At 56.3% G+C, this 21,981-nt stretch carries 16 protein-coding genes; 5 read left to right on the forward strand and 11 right to left on the reverse strand.

Features of this window, described 5'->3' with window-relative positions:
• Positions 1 to 789: 789 nt before the first annotated feature.
• The 3 genes from AAF465_14600 to AAF465_14610 are packed head-to-tail and all read right to left on the reverse strand — an operon-like array spanning position 790 to position 5,308.
• Positions 790 to 3,246: an FtsX-like permease family protein gene (locus tag AAF465_14600; GenBank protein MEM7083956.1), complete on the reverse strand. Its 2,457-nt coding sequence runs from the start codon at positions 3,244 to 3,246 to the stop codon at positions 790 to 792.
• A gap of 11 nt (positions 3,247 to 3,257) precedes the next feature.
• A complete protein-coding gene (locus AAF465_14605; protein MEM7083957.1) occupies positions 3,258 to 3,959 on the reverse strand; it encodes an ABC transporter ATP-binding protein in 702 nt (233 codons plus the stop codon).
• 32 nt (positions 3,960 to 3,991) lie between these two features.
• The gene (locus tag AAF465_14610) at positions 3,992 to 5,308 is read right to left on the reverse strand and encodes an efflux RND transporter periplasmic adaptor subunit (protein ID MEM7083958.1); all 1,317 of its coding nucleotides are present in this window, start codon (positions 5,306 to 5,308) and stop codon (positions 3,992 to 3,994) included.
• Positions 5,309 to 5,473: 165 nt separating this feature from the next.
• Between AAF465_14610 and AAF465_14615 the strand changes: the two genes are divergently transcribed.
• Together AAF465_14615 and AAF465_14620 are read left to right on the forward strand one after the other, a co-directional pair.
• Positions 5,474 to 6,853: a sigma-54 dependent transcriptional regulator gene (locus AAF465_14615; GenBank protein ID MEM7083959.1), complete on the forward strand. Its 1,380-nt coding sequence runs from the start codon at positions 5,474 to 5,476 to the stop codon at positions 6,851 to 6,853.
• Between the two features lie 18 nt (positions 6,854 to 6,871).
• Positions 6,872 to 8,203 (forward strand): ATP-binding protein, encoded by a 1,332-nt coding sequence (locus AAF465_14620; GenBank protein MEM7083960.1) that lies wholly within the window; start codon positions 6,872 to 6,874, stop codon positions 8,201 to 8,203.
• Positions 8,204 to 8,440: 237 nt separating this feature from the next.
• Here the strand turns inward: AAF465_14620 and AAF465_14625 are convergent, their stop codons facing one another.
• From AAF465_14625 to AAF465_14635, 3 genes are all read right to left on the reverse strand, one after another.
• Positions 8,441 to 9,715: a DEAD/DEAH box helicase gene (locus AAF465_14625; GenBank protein ID MEM7083961.1), complete on the reverse strand. Its 1,275-nt coding sequence runs from the start codon at positions 9,713 to 9,715 to the stop codon at positions 8,441 to 8,443.
• A 400-nt stretch (positions 9,716 to 10,115) separates the two neighbouring features.
• Positions 10,116 to 10,586 (reverse strand): hypothetical protein, encoded by a 471-nt coding sequence (locus AAF465_14630; protein ID MEM7083962.1) that lies wholly within the window; start codon positions 10,584 to 10,586, stop codon positions 10,116 to 10,118.
• Between the two features lie 2 nt (positions 10,587 to 10,588).
• Positions 10,589 to 11,698 (reverse strand): ABC transporter substrate-binding protein, encoded by a 1,110-nt coding sequence (locus AAF465_14635; GenBank protein ID MEM7083963.1) that lies wholly within the window; start codon positions 11,696 to 11,698, stop codon positions 10,589 to 10,591.
• Positions 11,699 to 11,831: 133 nt separating this feature from the next.
• Here AAF465_14635 and AAF465_14640 point away from each other — a divergent pair, with 133 nt between their 5' ends.
• Complete coding sequence (locus AAF465_14640; GenBank protein MEM7083964.1) at positions 11,832 to 12,728, forward strand: LysR family transcriptional regulator; 897 nt, start codon at positions 11,832 to 11,834, stop codon at positions 12,726 to 12,728.
• A 247-nt stretch (positions 12,729 to 12,975) separates the two neighbouring features.
• On the opposite strand, the gene AAF465_14645 is transcribed toward AAF465_14640, so the two are convergent.
• A complete protein-coding gene (locus AAF465_14645; protein MEM7083965.1) occupies positions 12,976 to 13,458 on the reverse strand; it encodes a hypothetical protein in 483 nt (160 codons plus the stop codon).
• Positions 13,459 to 13,784: 326 nt separating this feature from the next.
• Here AAF465_14645 and AAF465_14650 point away from each other — a divergent pair, with 326 nt between their 5' ends.
• Complete coding sequence (locus tag AAF465_14650) at positions 13,785 to 14,378, forward strand: ester cyclase (protein MEM7083966.1); 594 nt, start codon at positions 13,785 to 13,787, stop codon at positions 14,376 to 14,378.
• Between the two features lie 152 nt (positions 14,379 to 14,530).
• On the opposite strand, the gene AAF465_14655 is transcribed toward AAF465_14650, so the two are convergent.
• From AAF465_14655 to AAF465_14665, 3 genes are all read right to left on the reverse strand, one after another.
• Entirely contained in the window at positions 14,531 to 15,661 is a 1,131-nt protein-coding gene (locus tag AAF465_14655; GenBank protein ID MEM7083967.1) for a M14-type cytosolic carboxypeptidase, read from the reverse strand.
• A gap of 122 nt (positions 15,662 to 15,783) precedes the next feature.
• A complete protein-coding gene (locus tag AAF465_14660; GenBank protein ID MEM7083968.1) occupies positions 15,784 to 18,189 on the reverse strand; it encodes a DUF305 domain-containing protein in 2,406 nt (801 codons plus the stop codon).
• A 140-nt stretch (positions 18,190 to 18,329) separates the two neighbouring features.
• Positions 18,330 to 20,372, reverse strand: a complete 2,043-nt coding sequence (locus tag AAF465_14665; protein MEM7083969.1) for a S9 family peptidase — start codon at positions 20,370 to 20,372, stop codon at positions 18,330 to 18,332.
• Between the two features lie 146 nt (positions 20,373 to 20,518).
• On the opposite strand from AAF465_14665, the gene AAF465_14670 reads away from it, so the two are divergent.
• Complete coding sequence (locus AAF465_14670; GenBank protein MEM7083970.1) at positions 20,519 to 20,908, forward strand: hypothetical protein; 390 nt, start codon at positions 20,519 to 20,521, stop codon at positions 20,906 to 20,908.
• Positions 20,909 to 20,917: 9 nt separating this feature from the next.
• On the opposite strand, the gene AAF465_14675 is transcribed toward AAF465_14670, so the two are convergent.
• Entirely contained in the window at positions 20,918 to 21,787 is an 870-nt protein-coding gene (locus AAF465_14675; GenBank protein ID MEM7083971.1) for an isoaspartyl peptidase/L-asparaginase, read from the reverse strand.
• Between the last annotated feature and the right edge of the window lie 194 nt (positions 21,788 to 21,981).

Consider the following 21,981-nt stretch of genomic DNA (forward strand, 5'->3'; position numbering starts at 1 on the left):
ATCTCAGGTCAGAAGCGGCATTATGGGTCATTGGCTGATTGACACACCCCACAGAAGCGCCAGTTGCAGCCAACAAAACCAAATGCTTGACAAGCGCTGACGGCCGCACCCAACATCGCGCCAGAGTGCATTGAACAACCCGCATAGAGCGCCATGGAAGCAAACACTCTTGATGCCGCTGCCTGTCGGCAAGAGCCATATTTTCTGTACTCAGCATAGTAATGTCCTTTTAATTTACGCTGCTTCAGTCGACCTGACCGCTCGATCGAGTGTAAACCTTAGAAACTGCCGTGACCAACAACTGATCAAACGGTCCCGCAAACAATTGATTTTAGGCGACAGCCGTGCTTCTTTCGTATTGTGTCAGAGCGCTGTCGGGTTACCGATGAGATCTGAACTGGCCGTTATCCGATCGACGTCCAGTCTTTAGTGATCGCTGCGACGGCATGCGCCCACGGCGATTGAGATCGCGCCTGTATTGTCGTGACAGGGCATTGAGGCCTACGTGTTTGCTTATGCACAAGCGCCCGCTTCCCATCGTTCAGGACTGTTTGTGAGAAAGTGACTGTTTCGTCCAAGCGTGTGTGGACACCACGAGCTCATCGAGACCGCCAACAACATCGGTCGCTGACGCTTTCAGCGTGACGACATGCCGTGGGGATCCGTGTCAAAACCAACCGACTAGACGACTCAATGTACTCAGGCGAGCGAATGTTACCGTGTCATACGCCAGCAACCGCGCGCGGAGTTTTTGGGCGTAATCTGGACCAAGCGAACAACGTCGACACACTAGCGCACTTGTAACACGGCGGCCGGTCGAGTCCTCGAGACTTTGATCACCTGCAAGGCGGTCAACAGCCATGTAATCGCCAGCGCCGCTAGGCCCGCGCCGATAAACAACCACCATGACAGATCGATTCGATAGGCAAAGCCCGACAGCCAGCGTTCGCCGAGCAAGCCGGCGAGCGGCCAGGCGATGAGCGCGGCGATGAGCACCGGGCGGGAAAATTGCCATAGGAACAGACGCAACACGTCGCCGATTTCGGCGCCGAGTACTTTGCGCATAGAAATTTCTTTGCGACGCGATGCCACGGCGTGCGACAGCAAACCAACCAAGCCCAGCATCGCGATAAAGATCGCAATGCCGGCCAACACAGCGAGCATCGTAAACTGGCGCTGCTCGGTCACGTATTGATCCACCAGATCGCGGTCCAGGTAGTCGCGCGAAATCGCTTGGCCGGGCAGCACCTGAGACCAGCCCGACTCCAGCGACGCAATCGCCTCATCGCGACGCGCGCTGTCGATGCGCACCATCATCACGTTAAAGCGCGACGGATCGGGAAAAAACACCATCGGCCGGATGCGCGACTTTAACGATTTGAAATGAAAGTCGGGCACAACGCCCACCACGCGGCCAGCGCGATCATCACCCGGGCCAAGTTCCAGATTGAGCGCCTCACCCAGTGCGTCACTCGGCGCGCTGTAGCCCATGGTTGTCGCAGCGGTGGCGTTGAGCACCAGCGGCAACTCAACCTCCGCGCGCGCAGCCAGATCCCACTGGGCGCGGTCCGGACCATAGTCCATGTCGAACACACGGCCAGCGGTCGGCTCGACGCGCAACACGTCAAAAAAATCCACGTCCACGGCGAGTCGATCGACGTTGGCCGCCGAATCTTTCGGCGCTGCCGCCTGACGCAGACGTGCATCATCGGCGTAGTCCCAGGATGGCGACGAGTGTGTGCCACTCACATGCACGATTCCCGGCTTGCCCTCTATGGCCTGATCAAGCTGGCGCGTTAGATTGATGGTGGACGCGGGGCCACGACGCACGCCGTGCAACAGGACAACATCATTGCGATCGAAGCCAAGATTTGCCGACTCAAGATAGCGCACCTGCTGCCAGACGGTACCGGCCAACACCATCAGCGCGATCGACGTCACAAACTGGAACACAACCAGTGTCGAGCGCAGCGACAGCCCGCGACGCTGGGCACTCGGCTGAAAAATACGCGCCGGCTTAAAGTTGGCTAAGACAAAGGCCGGATACAAACCCGATAGCAAGACAACCAGTATCACTAGGCCAATGAATCCCAGCAACGCCGCGGGCTGCAACAACACGCCCAGTGACAATTCGCGTCCTACGAATGCGCCCACCGGCCCGGCTGCCACCTCCACAATGACCAAGGCCCCAACCGTCGCCAACAGTACCAACAGCGCCGACTCACCGAGAAACTGCACAACCAGTTGAGCCCGACTCGCGCCGACAACCTTACGCAAACCGACCTCATGCGCCCGATCCGCGCTGCGCGCAGTCGCGATGTTAATACTGTTGATGCAGGCAACGAACAGCACAAGCAGCGCAACGGTGATCGTGATACCGAGCGTCGCACGATTGCCCACCACACCCGTCGGCCGCTGCGCGTAGGTTTTGCCGTTTAAGTGCAGCGCGGTCACCGGCTCAAGACGTGCGCGCACGGCGTCGTCTATCGGCATACCGTCGGGGGCTTGAATGTTCTGACGTGCGAGCGACTGCACCGCCGCGCTCACGGTGGTGGCATCAGCGCGGGGAGACAGCTGCAGATACGTGTAGACACTGCCGGCATTCCAATTGGTTTCAAATGCCGTACCCCGATCGGTGACCGATGGCGAGTTGAGCGCGATGACAAACTGCGGATCGAGATGACTAGTCTTCGGCATATCGCGGAAAACGCCCGAGATCTCGACATCGCGGTTATTACCGAGCGACACCGTTTGACCGAGATACGGCCCATTGCCAAACAATCGTTCGGCCATGCTGCGTGAGACCAGCGCGGCACTCGGGTTCGCCAATGCCTCGGCAGATCCCTCTTGTAGATCAAGGCCCATGAACGTTGGGAAGTTAGCATCAACCGCCAACAGCGGATGATTGAACTCCAACCGATCGCCCACCGATAGGGTGTACCATGACACCCACATGCGGGTGCGGTCCGCCACGCCGGCGATGCTCTCTGCCGCAGCGGTTGCCAGTGGTCCAGGCGCCGTTAACAGAAGCTGGTCGCTGCGACCGGGCGCACTACGCTCCACTTCAACGACGTACACATTCTCTGCGTTGGGCAGGTGTCGATCATAGTGTGTCTCTTGCCAGACATGCAGGAAGGCCAGTGTGGCGACCGCCAAACCCAACATCAGACCCGCCAGTGAAATCAGTGTATAACCGCTCTGGCGTAAGTGATTACGAAGGGCGGTCATCAAATAGTTACGAAACATGATCGACTCCTTTAGATGGCTTCGCGAATGTCGTGCGCGATGACGCGACCATCCAACAGATTCACGGTGCGCCTGGCCCAGTCTGCGTGTGCGGGTGAGTGCGTCACCATCACAATGGTGGCACCGCGCTCATTGAGTTCGCTGAGCATGCCCATCACCTCCTCGCCGTGTTGACTGTCCAAGTTGCCAGTCGGCTCATCGGCGAGGATCAGAGCAGGTTCGGAGATCAGCGCGCGCGCCACCGCGACACGCTGTTGCTGACCGCCGGAAAGCTGGCCCGGTCGATGCTGCGCGCGATGACCAATACCCACCTGATCCATTACCGCGTCCGCACGTGTCTTCCGCTCTTTGGCATTGACGTTTTGATAAAGCAGCGCCAGCTCAATGTTCTCCCGCACGTTGAGCTCGTCGATCAAATGAAAGTCCTGAAAGATAATGCCGATGTGCTGCTTGCGAAAGCGCGCGAGCTGCGCTTCACTGCGACCCGCCACATCTTCGCCCAAAAAGCGATAACCCCCGCTTGTCGGCGAATCGAGCATGCCAAGAATATTCAGCAGCGTGGACTTACCACAGCCCGATGGACCCATTATCGCCACAAATTCACCGACATCGATCTCAAGATCGATACCCGCCAAGGCCGCGGTTTCGACCTCCTCGGTACGATAGGTTTTGGTCACGCCTTGGAGGCTAAGAAGGTTTTTTGCAGCAGTCATAGGATGCTCTCTCGTAGGATATTGCAGTTAAATTATTCGGTGTTGAGGACGATGCGGTCCATCTCGACAAAATCCGTATACGGACTGATCACCACCCGCTCACCGACGTCGAGGCCATCGAGCACTTCGATGTAGCGTGCGTTGCGGCGACCGAGGCGCACGGAGCGACGCGCCGCCGTGGTGCCATCTGCCGCCACCACAAACACCCAGTTACCACCGGTGTCCTGATAATAAACGCCGTTCGGAATCATCAGCGCGTCGGCAGGGTCACCTAGCGACAAGCGAATCTGCAGCGTCTGGCCGCGACGGATATTGCTGGGGTGGTTGTCGTCGAAAGCAAGATCCACTTCAAACTGACCGTTGGTCACTTCGGGATAAATCTTGACGACGCGAAGTGTGTGTGGCGAATCATCAAGAGTCACACTCGCGGTCAGACCAAGGTCGACGCGCGGCAAATAAAATTCGTCGATCAGCGCGGTGAGCTTAAATCGACTGGGGTCATCGATCTGCCCAATGCGTTGGCCGCGCCCTAAAGACTGGCCAATCTCCACGTCGAACGCGGTAACCTGTCCGTCAACCGGTGCGGTTACGTTCAGGCTCGACAGATTGTCGCGCGCAACAACTAAATTGGCTTGAAGCTGCGACGATGCGTCGCGAAGCTGCGCCATTTGCGCTTGCTGTAGACGTTGGTCGGTGGCCTGGGCATCGAGCGTCACAGCACGAAGCGCACGCTGATAATCCAGCTCATCGCGTGCATCGTCGTACGCGCGACGACCGATTGAGCCGTTGGCAATCAGCGTGTCGCCACCGTCAACAATGCGCGTGAGCCGTTTGAGCTGATAGTCAATGTCGGTGAGCGTGCGACGATGCGACAAGCGATTTTGTTCGAGCTGAAGCTTGAGTGTGTTGAGGTTATTGAGCTGTTGTGTGACCTCCGCCTCGCGGGCTATCACGTCGAGTTGAAGCTGCGTGTTACTCAAGCGAACCAGCGGCGTGCCTGCCGCCACTACCGCACCGTCTTCCACAAAAATCTCTTCGACGCGGCCGCCCTCCACCGCATCGAGAAACACGGTGCGCCGCGGAACCACTCGGCCTCGAATGGGAATAAAGTCTTCAAATACGCCGCGCTCAACGCTCGCGATGTTGAGGCGATTGGCGCCCACACTCAACGACCGACCGCTGTCGGGTAGACCGATGAGCCAAACGACGAGGCCAGTGGTGAGGATGGCAAGCGCCCCAAACACGGGACGAAGCGAGCGCCATCGCGATCGCTCAATGGGTCGATCCATGGCGGCGCCGCTGCTCGGGGCGCGGTCGGCGGAAATACTGCGAAGCGGTTTGCGTTTCATAACCCCGTCATTGCAATCACTGTGCCAACCCGAAAAACCCCCGCGTTACGGTGTTTTTTCGCGACACAGGCGAGTGAACCTGTGCGATACTGAACGCCGATTGTACGAAAACGGACACTTTCCCCATGACCGCCCTCACCCAGTCTACGCCGCGCCGAGACGACCGTGACTAGAGACGACGTCGATCTTCTGATCGTCGATGACGATCCGCATGTGCTCAAAGCCGCCCGCATGCTCCTGGAACGCTCCTACGCCAAGGTTTCCGAATTCGAACACCCCAGCGAGATTGGCGCGCCTACCAGCCGGCCGCGCGTAATCCTTCTGGATATGAACTTCGGCAGCGGCCAAACCAGCGGTGAACAGGGCATGAGCTGGCTGAGCCGCCTACTCAATAACAATCCCGACGAAGTCATTATCATGGTCACGGCGCACGGCGATCTTGGCACCGCCGTGCAGGCCATGAAGCGCGGCGCGGTCGATTTTGTGACCAAGCCCTGGCAGAACGAACGGCTTCTAGCTACCGTGAACGCCGGGGTGACGCTTGCCACCACCCGCGCCGAAGCGAACACACTGCGCGGACAGAACGACGCATTGAGTGCCGCCAGCGCCGCCGCTTCACAGCCCATGATCGGCTCGTCAGTCGCGATGCGCGAGGTGTTTTCAATGATCGAGCGCGCCGCACCCGTCGACGCGAACGTGTTGGTGCTTGGCGAAAACGGCACAGGCAAGGATCTAGTGGCGCGCGCTATTCATCGCGCCTCGCGGCGCACCGACGCCGCGTTTGTGGCGGTCGATCTTGGCGCGGTTCCGGAATCGCTGTTTGAGAGCGAGCTGTTTGGGCATAAAAAAGGAGCGTTTACCAACGCGCACAAAGATCGCACCGGTCACATGGTTGCCGCGTCCGGCGGTACGCTCTTTTTAGATGAGATCGGCAACGTGCCGCTGCATCTGCAGGCCAAGTTGTTGGGCGCACTGGAACAGCGTCGGGTAACACCGGTGGGCGCAACCAAGTCCGAGCCCTTCGACGTGCGGCTCATTGCCGCAACCAACCTGTCTGCTGAGAAGCTGGCGGATCCCGAGCATTTTCGACCCGATCTGCTCTTTCGATTGAACACCGTTGAGATCCGGTTGCCGGCACTGCGCGAACGCGCCACCGACATCGGTCCACTGGTGTTGCACTACCTGCCCTACTACGAGAAACGCTTTGGTAAGCCCAGCCGCACGATCAGTGATCGGGTGTTGAATGCATTGAGTCAACACGCCTGGCCTGGCAACGTGCGAGCCTTACGACACGCCGTGGAACGGGCCGTGATTATGGCGCCAGGTGATGCGTATCAGTTTGACGACTTTGCGTTGCCCGACGCGCCAACGCAAGCCGTGAGTTCGACACTTGAACCAGACGACGGACTCAACCTCGAAGCGATCGAAAAGCGCGCCGTGTCGGCGGCACTTAAGAAGCACGGCTTCAACATTAGCCGGGCTGCCAAAGAACTTGGCTTAACCCGAGCTGCGCTGTATCGGCGAATGGAAAAACATGGCCTGTAGACCACAGGAGAGTCGATCATGAACCTCGGCCGTCAGTTCGGCGTGCAGGCCACGTTGCGCGCACTGGTGTTGCTCGCCTCCATGATGCTCCTGTCATATCTTCTTTTTAAAACCGATTTCTACATTACGCCTGTGGTCACCGCCGCCCTCTGCGCGGGACTGGTTGTCGAGTTTGTTTTTTTCGTACGTCGCACCAATCGCGAAGTGGCGCGCTTTTTCGAGAGCGTGCGACACGCCGATTTCTCACATCGGTTCGACCCATCGTTAAAAGGTGCCGGGTTCCAAGAGCTCGCTCGCAGCATGCGAGAGGTGGTAGAGCGACTGCAAGACTTACGTCGCACGGGCGAAGAAGATCGGCTTCGCCTTCAGGCGCTCGTTGAACATGTGCCCGTTCCTATGTTTGGGGTAATTGGCCAAGAGCGCATCGTGCAGCACAACCACGCCGTTCGTCGGTTCTTCGGTTCGACACCCGTGACCAGCGTAGACGATCTTGAGCGCTTCGGACCGGAGCTGCCCGCGGCGATACGGTCGAAAAAGCCCGGACAAAGCGCGCTGGTGCGACTCAAAATGGAAGACGGCAGCGCTCAGCGCATGACGCTGTCGCTGACCGAGATTGTGGTGGGGCAAGAACAGCAGCGGCTGGTAACACTGCAAAATATCAGTGATGAACTGGCGGCCAGCGAGTTAGAAGCGTGGCAGCAGATGGCGCAGGTGCTCGCACATGAGATTATGAATTCACTCACGCCTGTCGCCTCGCTCGCGGACACCGCCCGCGAGCTGCTCAAGTCAGATGACGAAAACAAACGCGCGCAGGCCCAAGACGCCATTGCAACCGTCGCACATCGAGCCGAATCCTTAATGCACTTTGTGCAAGGCTATCGGCGTTTTTCACGACTCCCTGAACCGGTTCTCGAGACGATCAACGCCGAGACGCTATTGCACGCGATGGTCTCAGTCATCGAGGCAGAGGCCGAAACCGCGGGCATTACTCTTTCGATCAGTGCTCCGAGTAGCGGTGTGCAACTTCGCGCGGATCGTCATCAGCTGGAGCAAGTCGTGATCAACGTGCTGCACAATGCCATGGCCGCCGTCGCCGACGCAGAGACCCCAACAATACAGTTGGCGTGCAGCATCAGCCGCCAGGGCCGGCCCACGATTGAGATCAGCGACAATGGTCCGGGTATACCCCCTGAACTACGCGAGCGTGTTTTTGTGCCGTATTACTCGACGCGTGATGACGGGTCGGGCGTTGGATTGGCGCTCACTCGACAGGTGATGATTGCGCACGGCGGCACCGCGAGCATTGGCGACGCGACGGGCGGCGGCGCTCGCATCATTTTACGTTTCTAGTCGCGGCGCGCCCACAACCCGGCATCAATTTTTCGCCTTAGAATCACGGTGTTTGCAGTCGCTGTAACACCCCAATATGCGTTCGCTGCACGCTTAGCAAGTGGAATTAAACGCCCAGATCACTTCCCAGAAGACCCCAGCGACGCCGCTCGTTGAGAACAAAGCGGTAACGGTGCTTGAGAAGAATGACGCAGACTAGGCCGAAAATAGATCCCCGCTTCCCCTACGTCGACAGCGTTAGTGTGATACCGGGCGGCCAGAGAACGTTGGCCCTGATTTCTTTTTACGACGACGACGGCGCTTCTTCCCCGCACCGGCTGTTGATGGACGTGCGCTCGACCGACGACTTTTAGGCGCCTCCTCAAGTGAATCGTGCGGCTCGTAGCCCTGCAGAATCTGTTTTTCTAACGTCGTATCCAACAATTTTTCGATTGCATGAAGCAGTTTGGATTCATCCGCCGATACCAGCGACACGGCCGCGCCCATTTGTCCGGCCCGCGCTGTTCGGCCAATGCGATGAACATAATCTTCAGGCACATTGGGTAGATCGAAATTCACGACGTGCGGCAATCGTTCGATATCCAATCCGCGCGCGGCGATATCCGTCGCAACCAGCACCCGGATTTTACCGGCCTTGAAGTCGGTCAGGGCGCGCGTCCTGGCACCCTGAGACTTGTTGCCATGAATCGCCGCAGAATGTAGGCCATCCTTTGTCAGTTGAGTGGCCAGTCGATTGGCGCCGTGCTTGGTACGTGCAAAGACAAGCACCTGCCGCCAGTTTCTGGACCCGATCAGATGCGACAGCATTTCTCGTTTGCGACGCTTATCAACCGGGTGCACTATTTGTGTCACTCGATCAGCCGGCTTATTGCGCGCCGCCACCTCAACTTCAACCGCGTCATGAAGCAACGAATTGGCGAGCGTTCGTATATCTTTAGAAAACGTTGCTGAAAAGAGCAAGTTTTGGCGATGCGCGGGTAACTGCTTCAGAATCTTTCGAATGTCTCGAATAAAACCCATATCGAGCATGCGATCCGCTTCATCGAGCACCAGAAAATCCAGTTGCGAGAGATTCAGCGTGCCGCGATCCAGATGGTCCAACAAACGACCCGGAGTGGCCACAACGATATCAACCCCTTTGCCCAGCTTTTTTAACTGAGGATTGATGCTAACCCCGCCGTAAATGGTCGCAGTACGGAAGGGTAAGTACTTGCCATAGTTTTCAACGCTTAGCGCCACTTGCGCCGCAAGTTCGCGGGTTGGCGTTAGAATCAGCGCCCGAACCTTTCGGGTTTTAGGCGGATTCTGTGGCTGCGTTGTCTGCAGATGATGCAACATAGGCAGCGTAAACCCAGCCGTCTTACCCGTGCCTGTTTGAGCAGCGGCGAGAATGTCCCGACCGCTAAGAACGGCTGGAATGGCCTGTTGTTGGATTGGGGTGGCTTCGCTGTATCCCAAAGAATTGATGGCACGCAGCAGCTCGGCCGACAGGCCGAGATCAGTAAATAACATGATGAGATAACTCCAGGGCGCCTGCCGCAGCGGGCTTTCCCGCGGGTTCGGTCCAGGCTGTTTCACTGCCGGGCTTCCGCTGATGGCGATGCGCCGGAATTGGGCGCAGACCGATGTGCGCCGAAGGGGCGTGCACTATAACAGGTTCAAAGTAATTTGAAAGGGGCGAAGGCGCAGACTCGCCAAAACGGTGGTGACGGCGGGAGATGCCGAGTCGCTATTCACGTTACTCAACAAAAACGGCGTGCATTCAATAGCGTAAGACGGCGTAACAAAACGTCGAAATCCATAGAGCGAGCAGGCGTTGTGTACGATATTTGAGCGTCTAATCAACAACCGTTTTTGAGAAAAAGGCGCGATCAAGTCACGGCAGCGATCAACGACATGCGGGCGGTCAGCGCTATGTCGTACGCGCAAACTGGTAGGATCGATTGAGAATCGATTTCACGGTTTCCAGCTCATCATGGTTGCGCGGCGAGAAAACCATGACGAGTCCATGAGGCCATTTGCCGGCAGTTACCAGGTAATGATCTTCACCCCATCCCTTGTCAACAATTTCTGTTGCATCCTCCGATGACAGCACGACGTGCATACTCCCGCTGTCCGGGTGCGGATGAATATGGGCAAACTCCCGACCAACCATAAACGCATGATGGTTGCACTCTATCGAGTCGTGCATCACCAGTGCACGAGCCCCCGGAACCGATATTGCGCTCTCCTCATTGCTGACGCCGAATAACGCGAACGCCCAGTTGTGAAGCTGCTCAACAATCTCGTCGCGACCGTGCTGAGTGAGCTGCATATGGGGCAGCCCCTTGGTCGTATCGGGTTTTGCGCCGTGCCGTCTGGCCAGGTTAAAGCGCTCAGCCATGGCTATTTCTCCCGTTGTGGCCTCTTGTTGTAGTCCAGGTCGATCGGTGTTGGACCCTGCGCTTCGCCGATGAGCTGACGCATTTGGAGCCGGAAGCGCTCGGCGCGGTCCCTATTCATCATAAAGCGGCGGAAATCCCCCGGCGACGTGTTGTGATGCAGGACGGACTGATAGTTTGCGGGCGCGTCGATGTCATAGCGAACGGGGAACTGCAGCCAGGTCGCCTGCATCTCCTTGGACAACATCCAGTTGAGGTACAGCTTGGCGGCGGCCTTGTTTTTTGCCTGGGTGGGTATAGCGGCCGTCTGAAACCATGTCAGAAAGAAGTCCTCTTTCGGCAATAAAAATTGTGTCTTACTGTCCGGCGGCGTTTCAAACGCCCAGAACGTTGTGAAGCTGGCGGCGTACCAGTCGTTATTGATCGCAACATAGGGCATTGCAGTGCCCCGCACCCAAACCGGCTCGTTCGCTACCAGCTTTTCAAGATACTCCCAGCCGTACTTCTCTTTTAAGTGCCAAAACTGGTAGAGGACGGCGTCATCATCATGGGGGTAAGTCAGAATGATCTTGCCCTTGAGATCGGGATTCAAATAGTCCAGAGCATCTCTTGGTGGCTCGTCTACCAGGCTGGTATTGACAAAATTGCTGAACGTAACACCGTATACGCTCGTCCAACGTCCGTGGGGGTCTTTGTGATCGGGAAAAACCTTGTCCCAGTTTTTTGGTCGATAAGGCTCCAGCAAATCGCGATCGACGTAGTACTCGAAGTCATGCAGAGTCTGAAACTGAATGACATCGGGCACGTCAGACGCTCGGCCGGCCGCTCTCGCGTTGTCGTATCGGGGCGCATGATTAAGGCTTACATCAACCGTATGCGTAGCCTTTAGTTTGGGAAATCGCTTTTTGAAGCGGTCAAAGTAGTAGTCAATCTGGTCTGCCTTATCCCCGCCTGCTCGGAGCACGAATTCTCCACCTTCGGCAAGAGCGTCCGCGTAGAGCTCATCCAGGCTCTTCGTCTCAATCTGATTACTTTGAGGCAGCGCCGGGGCGGTGCTGAACACGCTGGCACAGACCAGCAAAGCGCTCAAGTAAGGCGTTCTGGCTTTCGTCATTTTCAAATACCTCTATCAAAAAGGGCGGGACGGTTGTTATTGCGTCCACTTTAAAACGAGCATAGCATTTGACGTTTTTCGTGATAATAAGGTAAATATGGGAATAACTATCCCATTTTAAGGGACATTATTAATGGACGTCATCAAAGCAATGCGGGCCTTTACAGAGGTTGCGCAGAAAAGCGGGTTCGCCCCAGCCGCCCGATCACTCGGGATTTCGACCTCATCGGTGAGCCGTCAGGTGATCGAGCTAGAAGAGTGGCTCGGGTTAACGTTAATTCAGCGAACCACGCGTAGATTGTCGCTCACCGAAGAGGGTGTTTTTTATCTCAATGAGTGCCAGCAAATCCTTGACGATGTAAATCGAATGCGGGCCACAGCAACTGAGATCATTGATCAGCCAAAAGGCACACTAAAGGTAACGGCGCCCGTATTTCTCGCCAAGGAATGCATCCTACGAGTCCTGCCCGAATTTTTGGCTTTTTATCCAAACATCACCCTAGAATTGACCGCGCTCGACCGATTTGTCGATCTGGTCGAAGAAGGATTCGACGTCGCTATTCGGGTTGGTGAACTGCCTGATTCCTCGTTGGTTATGAGGCGATTAGGCGAACTGCATCTGATCGCTGTTGCCAGCGACGACTATTTATCCGCACGCGGGATACCCGCAACGCCTGCTGATCTTATTAAACACAACTGCATCGTCGACGAGGTAGCGAGTTTTGCAAATCGATGGCCATTTAGAATTCAGAACAGACGACAGCGAGTTAGGGTTTCCGGCAACATTAAAGTCAATAATGGAGAAATAGCGCGCGATCTCGCTGTGGCGGGCGTTGGTGTTGCGTTGCTTCCCGATTTCTTTGTTCGAGACACGTTACGGATGGGAGACCTCGTCGAGGTTCTTCAAGACCAGGTGGATAGCAGTATCGGCCTGTATTCCGTGTATCCGCAGAGCAAGCACGTCCCAATAAAGGTAAGAGCGTTCATTGACTTTGTGGTCGACTACCTGCACACGTTTAGGAAGAATTGAACCCGAAGAGGGTTCTTACTTACAACCGATAGAAGACGTTCTCAAAAATTTGCGCTACCGAGACACGGATACTTGCTACCAGTGATCGATAGATAACATCTGATTTAAGCGGCTTGTTTCACGAATGACGCGTTTCGCTCGACGTTATTTGATGAAACCTATTCGTTAACCGTCATTCGCGGCAGGGATTCGAGCAAATGACACAACTGGCCGACACCGAACACTCGCGTAATTAAGTCGACAGGACTTAGCTGCTGTCGTAGGGGTTAAATCCACGGATAGCTTTAGGAGATTCCAATATTTCGAGCTCATCGTACACTTCCTGTGGTGAAAGCTCGGGTTTCTCCAGCATAATTTGAATCATTTGTGTGGAAACCAACGACAACTCGTCCAGGTCGTTGGCGACCTGTTCAACAACGTATTCCGTCTCGGGCGTTTGCGACGTCGCTGAATCGCCAAGCGCCGCTTTTAACGCGTCTCCCTTCACGACCTCAAACTTTTTATCTTTCGCATTGTGAGCGAGGATCCCGTCCGTCGACCTTTCTAAATCCAGCAATTGCTGTCGAACGGTGCCTTCATCGTCTGCAAGCATTACTTTTAACATCATTGTCGACACCAACTCTACCTCAATAGACCCGACAGGATCGGTCCAAACGGTGCCACCAACCTCATCGGTTACCACCTTAGGTCGTCGTACAAGTCGAACTGTGGCGGTCAAGTCATTGTCCATCCAGCGCTCCCGAGTAAAAGCACGCCTCACCGTGCGGTGAAACTCGTCAGTTTTCCCTAAAATGGTTATCGGCATGATTCGCACAAACTTAATTCAAGGATTGCCAGGCCAAATTTTGCCGTCGCCGTCCATGGCATCAACACCAGCCAAACCCTTAGATATGGTGATCGAGGAAACTAGGCAGGTAACAGTGATTTCAGGCAGAATCCACAGGTGGATACGAACACGCTAATGATCGTGTTGCCACTACTAGACTGTGTTCGCGCTGACTTAGACAGCGGCGAGCTTTCCAGAGAAGGAAGATCTTACAAAGAGGAGCAGTGGCGATGAAACGAATGATTTTTCACTTTTCGATATGGGCATCATCGTTAGTGCTGTTGTCCGTAGTGGTGGCACCGAGTGTTTCTGCTGACGGTATCAACTCCGCTCAAGAAGAGCAGAACAAGCGGATCGCACGCGAGTTTTACGATGATCTATGGTTTAACAACCGAACCGACAATTACGGCAAATACATGGCCGACACGTATGTCGCCCATGACGTCGGTGACCGAAAAAACGTTTCCGAACCCGCCATTGAACAAAAGTACATTGCCGATTTTTTCTGGGAGAACGGCACCCTATCGGGCCAAATTGACTATCAGATAGCAGACGGTGATCTTGTCGCGACGCGCTGGGTGTCCGAATTTGAGCCTGAGACAGTGTTTGGCCGACTCTTACTAGGTAAGGCATCGTTACCGATTATCAATGTGTTTCGAATTGAGAACGGTAAAATTGTGGAGCTATGGAATCACCGCCATGATATCGATACCCGGCAAACCTTAAGGTTCACGGCACAAGGACTCTTGCTTGGATTGCTCATCGCGCTGGCCCCGTTGATCTGGGCCATTCGGTTACGGCGACGTCTTCGGGCCAACACTTAGACTCGTCGATACAGGCCTGATGTCGGACGGTCAACCGGATGCGCGTGCCGAGTAGGACAGCCCATGCACGAAAGACGGATCGAAACCTCGGCCGCTGCGTTTGGCAAGCCGATGCGCCGCGTTCGGTTAGCGCTTATTCCCTTTCGTTTGCCTCACGCCCCCCAACGATCGATTGTTTGCCAAATGGCATCGATGCACGATCGGGCAAGATGTTGACTGCGCATCGGCGACCAGCCGATTTCAGGCATGGGATGATTGGCGGCGTCTTTGAACGGCATTTCCAGAGTCATGGCCAAGCAGCCGAAGGTTTCCGCAACGTAGTCAGTGGCTTTGCGAAGATCCGCCGTGCCTGCCGGCGTCAGGTCGTAACCGTATTGCGTTTGAAAATCTGGAGTGATCGCAGACAGGCAGTGTTTAAACGCCTGCAGATCGGCATCCATGTCGTCGGTCCAACGCGGAACGCCCTCTGCGCCAGCAACGAAATTGTAGGGCAAGGCTTCATCGCCGTGCACATCAAAGAAAAAGTCGACGCCAGTCTCGTGCATGCGTTGCCGCGTGAAAAAGACTTCCGGCGAATCCGTTTCACTCGGTTCTTTCCAGGCACGATTTAAGTTGACGCCTTTGGCATTGCAGCGCAGGTGTCCCCGCACGCCGCCGTCTGGATTCATGGTGGGCACAACATACACAACGGCGCGTTCAAGCAGTGCGCGAGCGACCGGATCTTCCGCATCGGTCATGCGCTTTAGAAATCCTTCCGCCCACCATTCGGCCATGGTCTCGCCAGGGTGTTGGCGAGCAATCACCCAGCAGGCTTTTTTATCGGGCGTGGGCTCACCTAACGTCAGCAGTGTAAGCGGATGGCCATCGGGCGTGATGCACAACACTTGAGCTCGAACCCCGGGCAATGCAAGCGCCTCGCCGATCAATCGTTGATGACGCTCGAACGAGTACGGCGCGAAGTAGGCGAAGTACATGGAATCTGTCTTTGGCGTGCAGCGCCAGCTAAGCGCCTTGCCGTCAAACGCGGTATCAATACGAAACCAGTGATCTAAATCGGTCGACGCGACAACGCCGTAGTCTTCGAAACCGCTTGGGTAGGACATGTCTCCGGCATTTTCAATATACAACGTGCAGTCCTTACCCTGTGCATCACATAGCTGGAAGTAGAACCACTGGCCGTGGCGTCCGCCTTCATCCATTCGGATGGTAAGCCGGATGTCAGATGGCGATTCAATAGACTGAACGTCGATGTTGCCACCGTCGAAGTGATCATTGATGTGCATGCTGTGGTCCTTCCAGGTTTTGATGGGCAATGCGCGCCGGCCATGCCGATCTTGAGGCGTTTTCCATCAGGGTGAGTGGTAGGTTGCTTCTTATAAGCACTGTACCGCCTCCTTACGCTTTGTCACGACAATCGAGCAGCAATGGCCTGCAGCGTTTCTTTCAGGGCTGCTGCACGTGCACTCGCCTGATTGTCTGATTTCGCAGGTTTTATGGATCGCGCCGCCCGTCGAATGTCGCGCGCAAGCTTTTTGTCACGATCACCTGACTTCAACGTTGCACTCACTTGCGACAGAAGCCCGGTCAGGCGCTTCGCATCGCGATCCGACAACGCATTCTCTCGCATCAGCTGATCCATATACGCCATCGCCACAGCAGGCTCGGCCGGCCAGGTCACTTTATATTGCTGCTGTGGATTGAACACATCGCCTTGATCAGCAAGCTTTGCCGCCGCAATTTCGTTAGCGGAGAGATGTTCGCTTGGCAACAAATCAAACACATCCAGACCGCGGACAATTTCGGTGCCGTAGATCAAGCCGTTGTACCAGTAGGTTGACCAGTAACCGCCGAGAATCAGTGTTTCGGAGTCCAGTGGGCCACGGTCGAAGTAGGCGATTTCGAATGGGTTTTCGGAATCGGTAAAGTCGATAACCGAGATGCCGCCTTGGTACCAGGCCTGCACAAAAATATCGCGACCCGGTACAGGGACAATCGAGCCGTTGTGCGCTACGCAGTTTTCCACATCCAGTTGTGGCGCGGGCATTTTAAAGTAGCTACGAAATTCCAGTTTGCCATCGACAATGTCGTAAATAGCGTCCGCACCCCAGGTGAGCGGATCCCAAGACCGGCAGCGGGGGAAGGAACCGCCGCCCCACTCATCGGTGAACAACACCTTGGTGCCGTCGTTGTTAAACGTCGCGGAATGCCAGTAAGCAAAGCCTTCATCAGCCACCGCGTCGATGCGCGTGGGTTTGCGTGGATCGGAAATATCGAAAATGATGCCGTTGCCGGAACACGCGCCGGCGGCGAGTCCCGCGTCAGGGAACACGGTGATGTCGTGACACTCATCCGTTTGCGAGGTTTCCTGCGTCTCCTCTCCGTGGTCGCCGCCGCGCCACAGTCCGGCTAAGGCACCCGACTCCGGATCGGCAAAGACCGCTGGGGAATCCACAATGCGCGCGCTTGCCGGATCGTCGATGGGAATTTCGATGACATCGATGCGAAACAGCGCGGTGCGTTCATCGCCGGGCAAATCATCAAAGCACGATTCCATTTCTTCTTGTTCACGTATGCTCGACGTGCCTGAGTTATAGACAATGATCTTGCCGTCTTTGTCGGGGCCACTCACCACCGAATGGGTGTGCGAGCCGCGGCAGGTTTGCACCATGCCAGCTTGTATGGGGTTGGTAATATCCGAGATATCGAAGATGCGGATGCCGCGGAAGCGTTCGGCGCTAACGTCGTCCGGCACGCCTTCCAAACCGCAATCCAACCGGCTGCGCGTTTCTTGCACGGACATGATCAATAGATTCTCCACGATCGAGACATCACCCTGCCCGCCCGGGCAAACGATCGAGGCCGCCAGATCGGGCACGCCGTCGTCTTCAATCTTGTAGATATTAAAGCCGTGATAGTTGCCCGCAACGAGCACGTCGTCCGCAAAGGCCATATCGGTGTTGGCAAAGCTGAGCATCGGCGAACGGGAGTCACCGTTACGCGGCACGATGGGTTTGTTCTCCTCTTCCTCTTTGCCGTCTTCGCTCTCCTCCGGCGCTTTTTTAGCCGGCGCTGAAAGTGGATTGTCCGGATCAAAGAATCCAGCGGGCTTACGCATGGCAGACAGCAGCTTCATATTGAGAATCGCTTCTTCGGCATTCTCAAGGCCCGCCGTGAGTGAGGCGCGTGGATCGGTGGATAGGGTGCCAAGCAGCGCATTCATCCGCTCAATTTCCGCCGTTTGGTCGTTCACAATGTCGGACGTGAACTCATGCAATACCGGATCGTAGGCCGCACCCGGCTGCTCGAGCAGTTCTTCGACCATCACAATCGCCCCTTCGTGATGGGGAATCATGAGCTCCAAAAAGAGACGATCGAATTCGGTGCCTTGAAGCGTGGCGAGTTTCGCCATTTGCTCTGGACTGGCCATACCAGCCATGTCGTGATTCATGTGCATGGCATGATGCTCGGTCGGGTCGGGCACGTCTTCGCCACGATCACGCAACCAGTTTTGCATGAATTCAATTTCGTCTTGCTGCGAGGCGTCGATGCGTCCCGCGGCATCCAAAATCACTTTGCGATTCGTGCGATCAGCAACCAGTGCCGCCATCTGTACGGCCTGATTGTGGTGCGGAATCATATCTTGCATGAAGCGCGTGTCATCCGGAGAGTGACTCGTGCGGGCAATGTCGACGGCTTCTTTCGCACTCAGCGCACGATTGGCCTCACCGGGCGCGCCGGGCTGAATAATCGGTACATCGCCGTCGGCGAAGGTGGCCGACGACCAACACAGAATGGCCACCACCGCGATCATCGTGTGCTGAAAATCCTTTACATGCATGTTGTCTCTCCTAAAGCAGGAGACCATTCACCTATCCCCGATTCGCCAAGTCTTTCGCATTTTGCAAACCACTCGGGTGTATCGAACTCGGTTAACCGTCCCCAATACAATCTTTATTTCTTAAGGTATTTGTGCAGCCAATTATTCACTTGCTCATGCCAATGCATGGAGTTGTGTGGCTTTAGCACCCAATGGTTTTCGTCAGGGAAATACACAACGCGACTCTCGATGCCTTGACGCTGTAAGGCGGTGAACGCCGCGATTCCTTGCGTCACCGGTACCCGGTAATCGAGCTCGCCATGAATGACGAGCATCGGCGTTTTCCATTGATCAACATAGAGCGCCGGGTTGTGTTTTTCATGTCCTTCCGGGTTCTGATAGTACGGCCCACCGTGTTCCCATTCTGGGAACCACAACTCTTCGGTCGTGTAGTACATGGAACGATGATCAAACACCCCGTCGTGATTCACCAAACAGCGGAAACGGTCCGGCCACTGGCTGGCGATCCAGTTGATCATGTACCCGCCATACGAGGCGCCGAGCGCACACACCCGATCGCCATCCAGAAAGTCGTGTTGGTCGATCGCTGCCGCCAAGCCAAGCTTCAGATCCTCAAGCGGTTTTCCGCCCCAGTCTCCAGAGATACTGTCGGTAAACGCTTGCCCATAGCCTGTTGAGCCATGAAAGTCGATCATCACCGCGGCAAATCCTTGGCCCGCATAGGTTTGGGGGTTCCATCGATAATGAAAGCTATTTGAGAAGCTTCCTTGTGGACCGCCATGAATCAAAAAGGCCACCGGGTAGGATCGGCCGCGTTTATAGCCGGCGGGCTTGACCACAAAGCCGTACACGGTGTCGCCGTTGGCGCCTTCAAACGAAAATTGCTCGTACTCGCCCATGTCCACATCACTCAGTGTGCGCGACGCCACGTCGGTGAGTTTCAGTGTGTCGCCAGAGGCGTTGTCGCGCGCATACAGTTCGTACGGTGACGTCAGGCTATTCATCATATACACGATGTGGTCTTTGCCGACATCGATCGAACCGATTGCGCCACCGCCCACCAGCTTGACGGGCTCATCGTTATCAAGATCGAGCTGCCAAAGCGTTTTATGGCCGACGTCCTGAGCGACCATCAGAATCGCTGTACTGTCCGAAGAAAAAGTAATGCTGGACGGCGAGCGGTCCCAGCTGTCGGTGAGTGAACGCGTTTTTCCTGTGCGAAGGTTGCGCAGCATCACGCGGTATTTATCCGCTTCGAAACCCGGTCGCGACATGGCTTTGTAAGCAAGATAGCGCCCGTCCGGACTCAACGTGGGCGCGGTGTCAACCGCTTTATTATCAGCCGTCAGATTCTTCGGCTTGCGGGGCTTGCGCAAGGATGTGGAATAGATATCGAAGTTGGTGGACGAGGGCTCATCGGCGTCGCGCAGTCGCGCGGTAAAGTACAGCGTCTTGCCGTCGGGCGAAATCACATAGTCGCCCTTGCCGCCCCACACGCGTGAAGGCACATCGGCGTCGAGCAAGGTTGCGCGAACCGGCGAGCCGTCGGCAATGCCATCCTCGTTGAGCGTCAAGGTAAACAGCTGAGCGCGCTTTTCATCGAGCCAATGGTCCCAGTGGCGCATGAACAGTTGGTCGTAGTGAGACGCCGAGACCTTACTGTTTTTCTTATTGGCGTTGCGTTCGACCGTACAGGCAAGATCCTCGCAATCCAGATGCACGGACAGCGACACTACCAGTGTGTCGCCCGTCGGAGACAAGCGAAAAGTGCTGACGCTTAGCGGCAAATCGGTGACTGGCTGTGCTTCACCGCCATCAATCGGCAGACGCCAAACTTGATTTGTGTCACCGCGTTTCGATAAAAACAGCACGTACCGACCATCCGGCGACCACGCGGGTGACGTGTCGTTGGCGTCATGCGTGGTCAAGCGCTGCGCGTCGCCGCCCGAAACCGGACTCATCCACAGATCATAGCGACCTTTGTCGGCGTCAAGATCAGTGTGTCGAACCGGATAAACAACGGTGTTACCGTCCGGCGAGAGTGCTGGCGCCCCGATGCGGTCGATCATCACAAGGTGTTCGGCCGTAAACGGCTCCGCGACACTCACCGGCATGGCCAGCAGGAACAAAACGGATAAGTAAGCTAGATGTCGCATCGGATCCCCAGGGCAAATAAGTGAAGCGAACAGTCTAGACAAATGCCCGGTTAAGGCAAGCCCGGATAAAATGGGTGAAGTACATCCGTTTCCCTTTTTCTAGGGTTTTTGCTGTATGACAAGCCTATGATCTTATTGATATAAGCATGCTCGCACTCATACAAAAGCGATTTTCACTGACTTTCCTATCGCGTTTTCTTACCCGGATTTTCAAGCGCGCCAGTGACGGTGTTGAGGCGCTCCCAAGTCGCCCACAAAACGTGACGTACCCTGTGTTCACCGAAGCAACGTGTGCAATGTCACTGAGAAAAGACTCGACCGAGCCGTCGAAAGGCGCCGACGGCTACGGTTATTTCGGATACCTGTCTGGCGACGGCGCCGTCAGCGCCTCCGGTATTGTCGGGCGAGCGATCTCTATCGACCGCGCGAATAACGTCATCGTTGCTTTGCCTAGCGCGCGGCCTGTTGCCAGCTCCCACTCGGACGGGGTGTCGCCGAACGCGCTATACGAAGCGATCACCAGAGCAATCGCGTGATAGCCACCTCTATACGTCGGCGAAAGTCACTGATACAAGCGGCTGGCCAGACCCAACTGCCGCACGCTTCATGCCCTCTGAGTTGTAGGCCATCGCCAGTTCGCCAGCCGGCGTGACCGCAATGATGCCGCCGTCTCCGCCGAGCCGCGCGACCTCTGCCAGCATAGCGTCGATGGCCTGCGAGAGCGGAACGCCGGCCCGAACCGCGCTGGCAATCGATACGGCTCCGCCTGCACGGATAATGTGCTCGCCGACACCCGTGCAAGAAATCGCCACGTCATTGTCCGCCCAGGTACCGGCGCCGACCAGCGGCGAGTCACCGACCCGGCCCTCCAGCTTGCCGAAGGTCCCACCGGTCGATGTTGCCGCAGCTAGCTGGCCCTCGGTATCGAGCGCGACCGCACCAACCGTGCCATGCTTTTGCCCGAGTTCATCCGGCTCAACGCCCACGGGAAGCGTGTAGTACGCCGATGGTTCTTCGACGAGCGCAAAGCCCTGCCTTGCCGCGAATTCGCGGGCGCCTTTGCCGGCCAGCATGACGTGCGGCGTATGCGTCATAACGCCACGTGCCACCCGTACCGGGTTTGCCACATCCTGTATCGCCGCGACGGCCCCCGCTTCTCGCGTGGGCCCAAACATGATCGATGCGTCAAGCTCCGTGTAGCCCGCCGTGTTGGGCGCGGAACCACGGCCCGCCACGTACAGGCCGCTCTGTTCCATCTCAGCAACGGCGTGCTCGACGACATCAAGCGAGCTGCCACCTTCGCGCAAAAGCGACTCACAACGGCGGGCAAGTTCCGACAGGTGCGCCTCGGTTTGCGCGTAGTCCCGTCCGGCCACGGCCCCGGCGCCGCCGTGTAAAGCGAGTGCGTAATTCATAACCATATCGATTCCCTAAACACCTGTTAATTGCCCGCACAACAGACCGAAGCTCCCGGTGCGCAACCAGGGCGGCCTCCAATTGTAGACCTTCTGCGGCAATCGTTGTCGATGAAGTGGGCTGACTGCAACGAACCCCCAATCGTTACCCTGCACGCAGTGGCTTGGGCCTCGACCGGTGTTCAAGCTAGCGC

This window comes from Pseudomonadota bacterium (genome assembly GCA_039028935.1).
In the GTDB taxonomy this organism is placed as follows: Bacteria; Pseudomonadota; Gammaproteobacteria; order Steroidobacterales; family SZUA-146; genus SZUA-146.

What these genes read in the sequence shown, in the direction of transcription:
- AAF465_14675 (MEM7083971.1), bottom strand. Translation starts at nt 21,787, where the DNA reads ATGAATTACGCACTCGCTTTACACGGCGGCGCCGGGGCCGTGGCCGGA.
- AAF465_14620 (MEM7083960.1), top strand. Translation starts at nt 6,872, where the DNA reads ATGAACCTCGGCCGTCAGTTCGGCGTGCAGGCCACGTTGCGCGCACTG.
- AAF465_14610 (MEM7083958.1), bottom strand. Translation starts at nt 5,308, where the DNA reads ATGAAACGCAAACCGCTTCGCAGTATTTCCGCCGACCGCGCCCCGAGC.
- AAF465_14670 (MEM7083970.1), top strand. Translation starts at nt 20,519, where the DNA reads ATGCTCGCACTCATACAAAAGCGATTTTCACTGACTTTCCTATCGCGT.
- AAF465_14630 (MEM7083962.1), bottom strand. Translation starts at nt 10,586, where the DNA reads ATGGCTGAGCGCTTTAACCTGGCCAGACGGCACGGCGCAAAACCCGAT.
- AAF465_14660 (MEM7083968.1), bottom strand. Translation starts at nt 18,189, where the DNA reads ATGATCGCGGTGGTGGCCATTCTGTGTTGGTCGTCGGCCACCTTCGCC.
- AAF465_14665 (MEM7083969.1), bottom strand. Translation starts at nt 20,372, where the DNA reads ATGCGACATCTAGCTTACTTATCCGTTTTGTTCCTGCTGGCCATGCCG.
- AAF465_14655 (MEM7083967.1), bottom strand. Translation starts at nt 15,661, where the DNA reads ATGCACATCAATGATCACTTCGACGGTGGCAACATCGACGTTCAGTCT.
- AAF465_14650 (MEM7083966.1), top strand. Translation starts at nt 13,785, where the DNA reads ATGAAACGAATGATTTTTCACTTTTCGATATGGGCATCATCGTTAGTG.
- AAF465_14635 (MEM7083963.1), bottom strand. Translation starts at nt 11,698, where the DNA reads ATGACGAAAGCCAGAACGCCTTACTTGAGCGCTTTGCTGGTCTGTGCC.
- AAF465_14600 (MEM7083956.1), bottom strand. Translation starts at nt 3,246, where the DNA reads ATGTTTCGTAACTATTTGATGACCGCCCTTCGTAATCACTTACGCCAG.
- AAF465_14640 (MEM7083964.1), top strand. Translation starts at nt 11,832, where the DNA reads ATGGACGTCATCAAAGCAATGCGGGCCTTTACAGAGGTTGCGCAGAAA.
- AAF465_14605 (MEM7083957.1), bottom strand. Translation starts at nt 3,959, where the DNA reads ATGACTGCTGCAAAAAACCTTCTTAGCCTCCAAGGCGTGACCAAAACC.
- AAF465_14645 (MEM7083965.1), bottom strand. Translation starts at nt 13,458, where the DNA reads ATGGACAATGACTTGACCGCCACAGTTCGACTTGTACGACGACCTAAG.
- AAF465_14625 (MEM7083961.1), bottom strand. Translation starts at nt 9,715, where the DNA reads ATGTTATTTACTGATCTCGGCCTGTCGGCCGAGCTGCTGCGTGCCATC.